Source organism: Microbacterium sp. GW821-FHT01D02, from assembly GCF_059422585.1.
On sequence record NZ_JBWKXB010000004.1, the window covers coordinates 230,139 to 241,569 of the forward strand.

The 11,431-nt window shown below is 70.3% G+C and carries 7 protein-coding genes; 1 reads left to right on the forward strand and 6 read right to left on the reverse strand.

The features are described 5' to 3' along the window. Positions 1 to 21: 21 nt before the first annotated feature. The 3 genes from AC07VM_RS18135 to guaB1 all read right to left on the reverse strand — a co-directional run bounded on the left by AC07VM_RS18135 (position 22) and on the right by guaB1 (position 3,963). Positions 22 to 1,083: a hemolysin family protein gene (locus tag AC07VM_RS18135; RefSeq protein WP_267418000.1), complete on the reverse strand. Its 1,062-nt coding sequence runs from the start codon at positions 1,081 to 1,083 to the stop codon at positions 22 to 24. Then, entirely contained in the window at positions 1,080 to 2,396 is a 1,317-nt protein-coding gene (locus AC07VM_RS18140; protein ID WP_267417999.1) for a hemolysin family protein, read from the reverse strand. The genes AC07VM_RS18135 and AC07VM_RS18140 overlap by 4 nt, the downstream gene beginning before the upstream one ends. Positions 2,397 to 2,508: 112 nt before the next feature. Continuing rightward, the gene (guaB1, locus tag AC07VM_RS18145; protein WP_494912607.1) at positions 2,509 to 3,963 is read right to left on the reverse strand and encodes a GMP reductase; all 1,455 of its coding nucleotides are present in this window, start codon (positions 3,961 to 3,963) and stop codon (positions 2,509 to 2,511) included. Between the two features lie 160 nt (positions 3,964 to 4,123). Between guaB1 and AC07VM_RS18150 the strand changes: the two genes are divergently transcribed. After that, a complete protein-coding gene (locus tag AC07VM_RS18150) occupies positions 4,124 to 7,810 on the forward strand; it encodes a multifunctional oxoglutarate decarboxylase/oxoglutarate dehydrogenase thiamine pyrophosphate-binding subunit/dihydrolipoyllysine-residue succinyltransferase subunit (protein ID WP_494912608.1) in 3,687 nt (1,228 codons plus the stop codon). A 75-nt stretch (positions 7,811 to 7,885) separates the two neighbouring features. On the opposite strand, the gene AC07VM_RS18155 is transcribed toward AC07VM_RS18150, so the two are convergent. From AC07VM_RS18155 to AC07VM_RS18165, 3 genes are read right to left on the reverse strand one after another with little or no spacing between them, the layout of a single operon-like run. Then, positions 7,886 to 8,896 (reverse strand): N-acetylglucosamine kinase, encoded by a 1,011-nt coding sequence (locus AC07VM_RS18155; protein WP_494912609.1) that lies wholly within the window; start codon positions 8,894 to 8,896, stop codon positions 7,886 to 7,888. Beyond that, entirely contained in the window at positions 8,893 to 10,149 is a 1,257-nt protein-coding gene (locus AC07VM_RS18160) for a family 4 glycosyl hydrolase (RefSeq protein WP_494912610.1), read from the reverse strand. The genes AC07VM_RS18155 and AC07VM_RS18160 overlap by 4 nt, the downstream gene beginning before the upstream one ends. A 42-nt stretch (positions 10,150 to 10,191) precedes the next feature. After that, a complete protein-coding gene (locus AC07VM_RS18165) occupies positions 10,192 to 11,331 on the reverse strand; it encodes an ROK family transcriptional regulator (RefSeq protein ID WP_494912611.1) in 1,140 nt (379 codons plus the stop codon). Positions 11,332 to 11,431: the final 100 nt, after the last annotated feature.

Here is an 11,431-nt window from a genome sequence, read left to right on the forward strand (position 1 = left end):
CCTTCCGGTCCGTACGGCGGGTCAGCGTCCGCGGAAGCGACGCGTCGCGTCCTGCACCTCGCCCACCAGCTCCTCGAGGATGTCCTCGAGGAACAGCACCGCGGTGGTGTTGCCCTGGCCGTCGCGCACCTTGGCCAGGTGGCGTCCGGCGCGCCGCATCACCGCGAGGGCGTCCTCGAGGTCCGTGTCCTCCTGGACCGGGACCATGTGGTGGATGCGCTTCGCCGGGATCGGCTCGATCATCTTGGTCTCGGCATCCGGACCCTCGGACGCGCGGAGGATGTCCTTCAGGTGCACGTAGCCGATCGGCACGCCCTCGTCGTCGACGATCACGTAGCGCGAGAACCCGTAGCGAGCGACGGCCTTCTCGATGTCGTCCGGAGTGGTGGACTGCGGCAGCGTCACCAGGTCTCCCAGGGGCACCGCCACGTCCCGCGCCTTCTTGTCGGTGAACTCCACGGCCGCGGCGACGGTTCCGGCGGTGTCCATCAGCAGACCCTCGCGGCGCGACTGGCTGACGATGGTCGCCACCTCGTCGAGCGTGAACGTCGACGCCGCCTCGTTCTTCGGCTCCACACGGAACAGGCGCAGCACGCCGTTGGCCGCCGCGTTGAGCACCCAGATCACCGGCATGAACACCTTCGACACCCACACCAGCGGCGGGGCCAGGATCAGCACCGCGCGATCCGGCACCGAGAACGCGAGGTTCTTCGGCACCATCTCGCCGAACACCACGTGCAGGAACGACACGATCAACAGGGCGATCGCGAACGACACCGCGTCGACGGCGCCGTCCGGCCATCCCAGCGCGTGCAGCGGCACGGCCAGCAGGTGGTGGATGGCGGGCTCGGAGACGTTCAAGATCAGCAGCGAGCAGATCGTGATGCCGAGTTGCGACGTCGCGAGCATCAGCGTCGCGTGCTCCATCGCGTACAGGGCGGTCTTGGCGGCGCGCGAGCCCTGATCGGCTCGCGGCTCGATCTGCGACCGGCGCGCGGAGATGACGGCGAACTCGCCGCCGACGAAGAAGGCGTTCGCGACCAGGAGCACGACGAGCCAGGCGAGTCCTCCCCAATCGTTCATCGGGTGACCTCCTCTTCGCCGTCGAGGGGTCTCGGGACGTAGCGGACCCGATCGACGCGTCGACCGTCCATCCGCACGACCTGCAGGATGCCGCTGTCCAACGGCACCTCGTCGCCGACCAGTGGGACGCGCTCGAGCACGCTCATGACGTATCCGCCGACCGTGTCGTACACATCGCCCTCCGGGACCTCGACGCCGGCGCGGCGGCGCACCTCGTCCGGTCGCAGCTCCGCGGGGAACGTGATCCCCTCGCGGTTGCGGATGACGCCGGCCCTCGTGCGGTCGTGCTCGTCGGACACCTCTCCGACGAGTTCCTCCACGAGGTCCTCCAGCGTCACGAGTCCTGCGGTCCCGCCGTACTCGTCGACGACGATGGCGAGCTGGTAGCCGCGAGCGCGGAGCTCGGCGATCAGGTTGTCGACGTGCGCCGTCTCGGGAACGCGGAGCGGCTCGGTGGCCAGGGCACCGACCGGGACCTCGGTGCGACGCTCACGCGGCACCGAGATCGCCGCCTTCAGGTGCACGACGCCCATGATGTCGTCGAGGTCCTCGTCGTAGACCGGGAACCGGCTGTGGCCGGTGCGCCGGGCGAGCTGGATCACGTCATCCGCGGAGTCCCCGGCGGCGATCGCGTGCATGCTCGGTCGAGCGGTCATCACGTCGTCGGCGGTGAGCCGCGAGAACATCAGGGTGCGATCGAGCAGCGAGGCGGTGTCGGCCTCCAGCAGCCCCGCATTGGCGGAGCGTCGGACCAGCGACGACAACTCCTCCGCGCTCCGGGCGCCGGAGAGCTCCTCCTTCGGCTCGATCCCCATGCCGCGCAGCACGCCGTTGGCGCTGCCGTTGAGCACCACGACCGCGGGCTTGAACACGGTGGTGAACGCGATCTGGAACGGGATGACGAGCTTCGCGGTGGCCAGCGGCAGTGCGAGGGCGAAGTTCTTGGGGACGAGCTCGCCGAGGATCATCGAGAGCACGGTCGCCACGAACATCGCCACGACCGTCGCGATCGGGGCGATCGCCGCGTCCGGGATGCTCCACGCGTGGAGCGTGGGGCGGAGGAGGTTCGACAGCGCCGGCTCCATCGTGTAACCGGTGAGCAGCGTCGTCAGCGTGATGCCGAGCTGTGCGGCCGAGAGATGCGTCGACGTGTGCTTGAGGGCGCTGATCGTGAGCGAGAGCCGCGATTCACCGCGGGCCTGCCGTGCTTCGAGGTCGGCGCGGTCGAGATTGACCAGCGCGAACTCACTCGCGACGAAGAGACCGGTGCCGACCGTGAGCAGGAGCCCCACGCCCAACATGATGTAGTCCATCAGCGGTTCCCCTCCGAGGAGAGAGGCGGACAGTGGGGCGATGTTCTACAACTGGGAGGGTCGTCCATTATGCGGATGATTGTACAGAACACGACTGGGTGCGCGCTCGTGATCACCAGCTGACGGGCAGGGCCTTCCCCTCCTCGTATCCGGCGGCCGACTGGAGGCCCACCAGGGCACGATCGTGGAACTCCGGCACCGAGGACGCACCCGCGTAGGTGAAGGACGAGCGCACACCCGACGTGATCATGTCGAGCAGATCCTCCACACCGGGTCGGAGCGGGTCGAGGTAGATCTTCGACGAGGAGATGCCCTCCGCGAAGAGCTCCTTGCGCGCGCGCTCGTAGGCGTCCAGTCGTCCGAACCGGGCCTGCACCGCCTTGGTCGAGGCCATGCCCCAGGACTCCTTGAACAGACGCCCCTCCGTGTCGCGCTGCAGCTCCCCCGGTGCCTCGATCGTGCCGGCGAACCAGGAGCCGACCATGACGGATGCCGCACCGGCGGCGAGGGCGAGCGCGACGTCGCGCGGGTAGCGCACACCGCCGTCGGCCCACACGTGAGCGCCGAGCTCCCGCGCCGCCTGCGCCGTCTCGAGCACCGCCGAGAACTGCGGCCGACCGACCGCGGTCATCATGCGGGTGGTGCACATGGCGCCGGGGCCGACACCGACCTTGAGGATCGAGGCGCCGGCGTCGACCAGATCCGCGACGCCGTCGGCGGTGACGATGTTGCCCGCCACGATCGGCAGGCCGAGGTCGAGCTCGGACACGGCGCGCAGAGCCCGCAGCATGCCCTCCTGGTGGCCGTGGGCGGTGTCGACGACGAGCACGTCGACGCCGGCTCCCGCGAGCGCCTTCGCCTTCGCGGCGACGTCGCCGTTGATCCCCACCGCCGCGGCGACCGCCAGTCGGCCGTCCGCGTCGAGTGCCGGGCGGTAGAGGCTCGACCGCAGCGCGCTGCGGGCGCTCAGGGTGCCGACGAGGTGCCCGTGCCGGACGACCGTCACCATCTCGACGCCGGCGTCGGTGATGACGTCGAACGCGTGGCGCTCCGATCCGATGTCATCCGCATCGATCGCCGGAGTGCCGCGGTGCACGAGGTCGCCCAGCTGCGCATCCGGCAGCGCGGTCGCGAGGCGCACGGCGGGGAGGACGCCCAGGATCCGTCCGACATCGAACGGCGCCGTACCGTGCGCGACGACGATCCCGTGCCCCGTGGCGGCCGGGAGCAGGCGGAGCGCATCGGCCACGGATGCCTCGGGCGGAAGGACGATCGGCGTGTCCCACAGCACGGGCTGCGCCTTCACCTCGCGGATCGCGGCGTCGAGGTCCTGCAGCGGAAGGTCCTGCGGCAGCACGCCGAGGGCGCCGCGCCGCGCGAGCACGGCCGCGATGCGCGGTCCGGTGACCGAGTTCATGTTCGCGGCGACGATGGGCAGCGTGGCCGGGGTGCCGTCGAGGGGTGCGAGGTCGACCTGGAGACGACTCGTGACGGCGGATCGGCGCGGCACCAGGAAGACGTCCGAATAGGTCAGATCGACGGTCGGCTGCGCTCCAGAGAACTCCATGTCTCCACGGTACTCAGATCGCGACGCCGTGGGCGCATGGCTTCGACGATTCCCCGAGCGAAACACGTTAGGCTTGTTGGTCGAGAGTGTGCGGATCCGAACGCATCCTGCGAAGACGTCCGCACCAGAGAGCTTCAGCGATGAAAGAGGGCGATCGAGCGTGTCGAACCAGGTGACCGGCGTCAACGGCGACGGGGGGTTCGGAGCCAATTCCTGGCTCGTCGAAGAGCTCTACGAGCAGTTCAAGGTGAACCGCGACTCCGTCGACAAGGAGTGGTGGCCGATCCTGGAGAAGTACCACTCCGAGGCCGCCGCCGGCGCGACCGCCGCACCGTCCGCCGCGGTTGACCAGCAGGCGCACCCCGTGACGGCGCCGATCCCCGTGATCGGCTCGCAGCCGGTGGCGCGCACGACGGCCAAGCCCGCCGCCGCCGCCCCGATCCCCGCTCAGGCCCCGAAGCCCGCTCCGAAGGCGGAGCCGAAGGAAGCCCCGGAGACCGTCGAAGAGGACAAGGTCACTCCGCTGCGCGGTCTGCCGAAGACCCTCGCCGCGAACATGGACGAGTCGCTCACCGTCCCGACCGCGACCAGCGTCCGCACGGTTCCGGCGAAGCTGATGATCGACAACCGCATCGTCATCAACAACCACATGGCCCGCACGCGCGGCGGCAAGATCAGCTTCACCCACCTGATCGGCTGGGCGCTCATCCGCACCCTCGACGAGTTCCGCAGCCAGAACGTGTTCTATGCCGAGGTCGACGGCAAGCCCTCCGTGGTCGCACCCGCCCACGTCAACCTGGGCATCGCGATCGACCTGCCCAAGCCCGACGGCACCCGCGCCCTCATGGTGCCCAGCATCAAGCGCGCCGACACCATGACGTTCACCGAGTACCTCAGCGCGTACGAGGACCTGGTCACCCGAGCCCGCGGCAACAAGCTCACGGCCGGCGACTTCCAGGGCACCACCGTGTCGCTCACGAACCCGGGCGGCATCGGCACCGTGCACTCCGTGCCGCGTCTGATGAAGGGCCAGGGCTGCATCATCGGCGCCGGCGCCCTCGAGTACCCGGCCGAGTTCCAGGGCGCCAGCGCGAAGACGCTGAACGAGCTGGCGATCGGCAAGACCATCACGCTCACCAGCACCTACGACCACCGCGTCATCCAGGGTGCGGGCTCCGGCGAGTTCCTCAAGAAGGTGCACGAGCTGCTCATCGGGCAGCGCGGCTTCTACGACGACATCTTCGCCGCGCTCCGCATCCCCTACGCGCCGATCCGCTGGAACCCCGACATCGCGGTCGACCTCGCCGAGCGCGTCGACAAGCAGTCCCGCGTGCAGGAGCTCATCAACTCCTTCCGCGTGCGCGGCCACCTGATGGCCGACATCGACCCGCTCGAGTACGTGCAGCGCTCGCACCCCGACCTCGAGATCGAGAGCCACGGACTCACCTTCTGGGACCTGGACCGCGAGTTCGTCACCGGTGGCTTCGGCGGCCGGCGCGTCGCGAAGCTCCGCGACATCCTCGGTGTGCTCCGCGACTCCTACTGCCGCACGCTCGGCATCGAGTACATGCACATCCAGGACCCGGAGCAGCGCCGCTGGTTCCAGGAGAAGGTGGAGGTCAAGTACCAGAAGCCCGGCCACGACGAGCAGCTGCGCGTGCTGCGCAAGCTGAACGAGGCCGAGGCCTTTGAGACCTTCCTGCAGACGAAGTTCGTCGGACAGAAGCGGTTCTCGCTCGAGGGCGGCGAGTCGCTGATCCCGCTGCTCGACGAGATCCTCCAGGGCGCGGCCACCGCCGGCCTCGAGGGCGCCGCGATCGGCATGGCCCACCGCGGCCGCCTGAACGTGCTGACCAACATCGCCGGCAAGACCTACGGCCAGGTGTTCCGCGAGTTCGAGGGCACGCAGACCCCCGGCAACCAGCGCGGCTCCGGCGACGTGAAGTACCACCTCGGCACCGAGGGAACGTTCGTCGCCGATGACAAGTCCGAGCTGCCGGTCTACCTCGCCGCCAACCCCTCGCACCTCGAGACGGTCGACGGCGTGCTGGAGGGCATCGTCCGCGCCAAGCAGGACCGGAAGCCGATCGGCACCTTCGCCTGGCTGCCGATCCTCGTCCACGGCGACGCCGCCTTCGCCGGACAGGGCGTCGTGGTCGAGACGCTGCAGATGTCGCAGCTGCGCGGCTACCGTACCGGTGGCACGATCCACGTCGTCGTGAACAACCAGGTCGGCTTCACCACCACCCCGAACGACGCTCGCACCTCGATCTACGCGACCGACGTCGCCAAGACCATCCAGGCGCCGGTGTTCCACGTGAACGGCGACGACCCCGAGGCCGTCATCCACGTGGCCCAGCTCGCGTTCGAGTACCGCGAGCGCTTCCACCGCGACGTCGTGATCGACCTGGTCTGCTACCGCCGACGCGGTCACAACGAGGGCGACGACCCCTCGATGACGCAGCCGCTGATGACCGACCTGATCCAGGCGAAGCGCTCCGTCCGCCGTCTGTACACGGAGTCGCTCGTCGGCCGCGGTGACATCACCGAGCAGGAGTACGACGAGGCCAAGGCCGACTTCCAGAACCGCCTGGAGATCGCCTTCGCTGAGACGCACGCCGCCGAGACCGGTGCCACGCCGATCGCGCCCGAGCTGCCTCCGATCGACGAGCAGGTCGGCGCTCCCGACGTGACGGGTGTGCCGAACGAGGTCATCCACCTCATCGGCGACGCGTTCGTGAACAAGCCCGAGGGCTTCACGGTGCACCCGAAGATCCAGCAGCTGCTGGAGAAGCGCCTCGACATGAGCCGCAACGGCGGCATCGACTGGGGCTTCGGCGAGCTGCTCGCCTTCGGCTCGCTCCTCGTCGAGGGCACTCCGGTGCGTCTCGCCGGGCAGGACGCCCGGCGCGGCACCTTCGTGCAGCGCCACGCGACCCTGCACGACCGCGCGAACGGTCAGGAGTGGCTGCCGCTCTCGAACCTGTCCGATGCGCAGGGCCGCTTCTTCGTCTACGACTCGCTGCTCAGCGAGTACGCCGCCCTCGGCTTCGAGTACGGCTACTCCGTGGAGGCGCCCGAGGCACTCGTGCTCTGGGAGGCGCAGTTCGGCGACTTCGTCAACGGCGCCCAGTCGGTCATCGACGAGTACATCTCCGCGGCCGAGCAGAAGTGGGGCCAGCAGTCCAGCGTGACCCTGCTGCTCCCCCACGGCTACGAGGGCCAGGGACCGGACCACTCGTCCGCCCGCATCGAGCGTTTCCTGCAGCTGTGCGCGCAGGACAACATGATCGTCTCGCGGCCGTCGACCCCGGCGTCGTACTTCCACCTGCTGCGCCGCCAGGCCTACGCGCGCCCGCGCAAGCCGCTGATCGTCTTCACCCCGAAGGCGATGCTGCGTCTGCGCGGCGCGACCAGCCCGGTCGAGGACTTCACGCAGGGCCGGTTCGAGCCGGTCATCGACGACCACCGCGGTCTCGACCGCGCCGCCGTCAAGCGCGTGCTCGTGCACTCGGGCAAGGTGCACTGGGACCTGCGGGCCGAACTCGAGAAGAACCCGAACCCCGAGGTCGCCCTCGTCCGGCTCGAGCAGCTCTACCCGACGCCGATCGACGAGCTCAAGGCCATCACGGACTCGTACCCGAACGCGGAACTCGTCTGGGTGCAGGAAGAGCCGGAGAACCAGGGCGCCTGGCCGTTCCTGGCGCTGGCCTTCGCCGACGTCCCCGGCGACCGCGCGTTCCGTCCGGTGTCGCGTCCGGCCTCCGCGTCGCCCGCGACCGGATCCTCGAAGGTCCACGCGGCCGAGCAGGCGGCTCTCATCCGTTCGGCCGTCACCATCGACTGATCGTCCACAGACGAACGGGCGTCGCGACCTCGGTCGCGGCGCCCGTTCTCGTGTCAGCGGTCGTGGATCAGATGCTCACCCCGCGACGAGCGGCGTCCGCACCAGGCGCAGATCGGAGCTCAGCTCCGCCCGAGCCCGCTCTCGCGCTGCGGAGTCCGCACCCGCCGCCTCGAGCACCAGGAGCGCCGCCCCCAGCACGGGCGGGGCGTCCACGATCTCCAAGCGCGCCGCGGGCGCGTGCTCGCGCAGACCCGCGCGGATGCCGTCGAGCAGGAGGGGATCCCTCCCCCTCGCCACACCGCCGCCGAACAGCACGGGCACGTCCGCTTCCCGGAAGTCGAGACGGGTCACGCACGCGCGTACGAACGCGACGACCTCGTCGGCCTGCTGCTGCACGACGACCCGGGCGACCGCATCACCTGCAGCCGCGGCCTCGAACAGCACGGGCGCGAGCGTGGCGAAGCTCTGACCGGGGCGCCGCCCGAGATGCACGTCTTCGATGAGCGCCGCGACGGTGGGCGTGCCCGCCGCGTCCAGGAGCAGATCGACCAGCGCGGTCTGCGGTCCTCGACCGTCCTCCGCGCGTGCGGCGTGCCACACCACGGCATCGCCCAGCTCGGCGCCGCCTCCCCAGTCACCCGACAGCGGTCCGAGTGCGGGGAAGCGCACCTCGGCCCCATCGGCGCGGATGCCGATCGCGTTCATGCCGGTGCCGCAGATGACCGCGATCGCGTCGGGCGCATCGGTCCCGGCCCGCAGCAGTGCGTGCAGATCGTTCTCGATGACAGCGCCGTCCGCCCAGGGCAGCGCGGAGATCGCGTCGCGGAAGGCGGCGATCTCCTCGGCGAGGTCGAGGCCGGAGAGGTAGAGCCCGACCTCGGCGAGGTCACGGGGATCGCGGTCTCCGAGCGCCCGACGCACGAGGTCGTCGATCACCCGGACGGACACGTCGAGCCCGTCGATCTGCGGGCTGGAACCCGGGCCGCGCTCCCAGGCCAGCACGACGCCGGTGGTGTCGAGCAGCACGACGTCGGTCTTCGACCCGCCTCCGTCGACGGCAAGGACGAGCCCCGCCGGCGCGGTCACGCCCACTCCAGGAAGCGCGCGTTGGCGGACAGCAGCAGGTCGGTGAGCTTCTCGGCGCGCTCGTGCTGCAGCACCAGCGGGTGCGCGCGCATCGCCCGGAGCACCCGGTCGCGCCCGCCGCCGATCGCCGCGTCCAGCGCGAGGCGCTCGTAACCCGCGACGGCGCTGATGAGGCCGCTGATGTCGTCGGGCAGAGCGGCGACGGGCTCCGCGACGAACCGGCCGTCGACGTGCCGGGCCGGTACCTCGATCACGTGGTCGTCCGGGAGGAAGGGCAGCATGCCGTCGTTGCGCAGGTTGACCACGCGCGGCACATCCGTCCCGCCGCGGATCGCGATCAGCAGCTCGATGGCCGCCTCGGAGTAGAACGCGCCACCGCGCTGCTCGAGGATCGCCGGCTTGGTGTCGACGCTCGGGTCGGCGTACAGCCCCAGGAGCTCGTTCTCGATCGCACGCACCTCAGCAGCCCTGGTCGCGTGGTGCCGCTGCTCGTGCAGAACCTCGTCGTGGGCGTAGTAGTAGCGCAGGTAGTACGAGGGGATCACGCCGAGCTGGGCGAGCAGGGCCGGAGCGAGCTCCACCGTGTCCGCCAGCTCCCCGACGCGGGTCACGAGCGCCTCGGGCAGCCGGTCGACGCCGTCGATGAAGACGCCTCGCTCCCACGTGAGGTGGTTGAGTCCGACGTGGGCCAGCGCGACCCGATCGGGTTCGACTCCGGCCTCCTCCGCGAAGCGGCGCTGGAACCCGATCGCGACGTTGCACAGGCCGACGGCGCGGTGCCCCGCCTGCAGGAGGGCACGGGTGACGATGCCGACGGGGTTCGTGAAGTCCACGATCCACGCATCGGGCTTGGCGTGCTGACGGACGACGTCCGCGATGCGGAGCACCACCGGGACAGTGCGCAGCGCCTTCGCGAGTCCGCCCGGCCCCGTCGTCTCCTGACCGATGCAGTCCACGTCGTGCGGCCAGCTCTCATCCTGTTCGCGCGCGTCCTGACCGCCGACGCGGAGTTGGATGAGGACGGCGTCCGCGTCGCTCACCCCCGCGACCAGATCCTCGGTCGTGATCAGCCGCGCGGGGTGCCCTCCACGGGCGAGCATGCGACGCGACACCGCGCCGACGAGCTCCAGGCGCGTGGGATCCGTGTCGACGAGCACCAGCTCCTCGATGGGGAGCTCGCGCTGCAGGCGGATGAACCCGTCGATCAGCTCCGGCGTGTAGGTCGATCCTCCGCCGACGATGGCGAGTTTCATCTGGTCTCCTTGTTTCTGGATGTCATCCGCCCGGAGAGGGCGTCAGTCGGTGGGTATGCGATCTTCGAGAATCGTGCGGATCTGGTCGACGAGCAGTCGGCGCGCGCCGACGAGGACGGCGCTCTCCCCTGTGCCACTCAGTCGGACCTCGGGAACAGGTCTCTCCTCGCCCGAGGCGCGCTCGGCGACGAGCTCGGCGAGGCGCCGCCCGCCGGCCAGCCCCGTGGGCCCGCCGAGCACGATCATGGCGGGGTCGAGCACCACCAGTACCGGCTCGATCGTGAGGGCGATCCGGTCGGCGACGGTGCGCAGGGCGGCGGCGTCCTCGGCGAGGGCGAGGATGCCGCGCGCGTTCGTGCCGTGATCGGCGAGGAGGTCGAGGATCACCTGCGAGCCGAGCAGATCGGTGGTCACGGCACCCGGCTCCCCGGTGCCCGCCGAGACCGTCAGGTAGCCGATCTCGCCCGCGCTGCCATGAGCGCCGCGGTGGATCGTGCCACCGAGGTCGACGCCCACACCGAGGCCGACGCCGACCCAGAGGAAGGCGAAGCTGTCGACCTCCTGCGCCACGCCGACGGCGCGCTCCGCCATCGTGGCGAGGTTCACGTCGTTCTCCAGCGTGACGGAGACGCCAAGCTCGGCCTCGATCCGGGCTCTGGCGCCGAATGCCGGCCACCCGGGGAGGGAGTCGGTCAGCGACAGCGTGTCCTGCCCGCTGCTGACGGCGGCCTGCACGCCGACGGTCACCGCCTCGATCGTGGTGCGGTCGGCGCCGGCCGCGTCACAGGCGGCGTCGATGGCGCGGGCGATGTCCCGCTCGGGCGAGCGCTCCTCGTCACGGACCGGAAGCTCGACGATGGGGTACTCGGTCCCCGCCGCGTCGACCAGCACCGCCTGGATGCTGTCGTCGAGCATGTTCACGGCCACTCCGGCGACCCGGTCGGTCCGCACGCCCCAGCTGACCGCGCTCGGCCCGCGGCTCCCGGCGATCTCGCCGACCGGCAGCACCAGATCCGCACGCTCGAGTCGCGCGATCATCTGGGTCGCCGTCGGCTTCGACATCCCGGACAGCTCGCCCAGGCGCGAACGCGTGAGCGGGCCGTGCTCGAGGATCAGCCGCAGCGCCTCGCGGTCGTTCCTGGTACGCAGCCAGGCCGAGGTTCCCGGATCGATCTGTGACATGGAGGTGTTCCTTCCGCGGCCGGTCAGTGGGTGAGGCCGAGTTCGTTGCGGACTTCGTCGCGGAGGCGGCCGAGGTTGTCGGGCTCCGGGGCGGCGCCGA

Bases quoted from the DNA above. Each gene is read 5' to 3' on its own strand.
- AC07VM_RS18140 (WP_267417999.1), bottom strand. From the start codon at position 2,396: ATGGACTACATCATGTTGGGCGTGGGGCTCCTGCTCACGGTCGGCACC.
- AC07VM_RS18135 (WP_267418000.1), bottom strand. From the start codon at position 1,083: ATGAACGATTGGGGAGGACTCGCCTGGCTCGTCGTGCTCCTGGTCGCG.
- AC07VM_RS18160 (WP_494912610.1), bottom strand. From the start codon at position 10,149: ATGAAACTCGCCATCGTCGGCGGAGGATCGACCTACACGCCGGAGCTG.
- guaB1 (WP_494912607.1), bottom strand. From the start codon at position 3,963: ATGGAGTTCTCTGGAGCGCAGCCGACCGTCGATCTGACCTATTCGGAC.
- AC07VM_RS18165 (WP_494912611.1), bottom strand. From the start codon at position 11,331: ATGTCACAGATCGATCCGGGAACCTCGGCCTGGCTGCGTACCAGGAAC.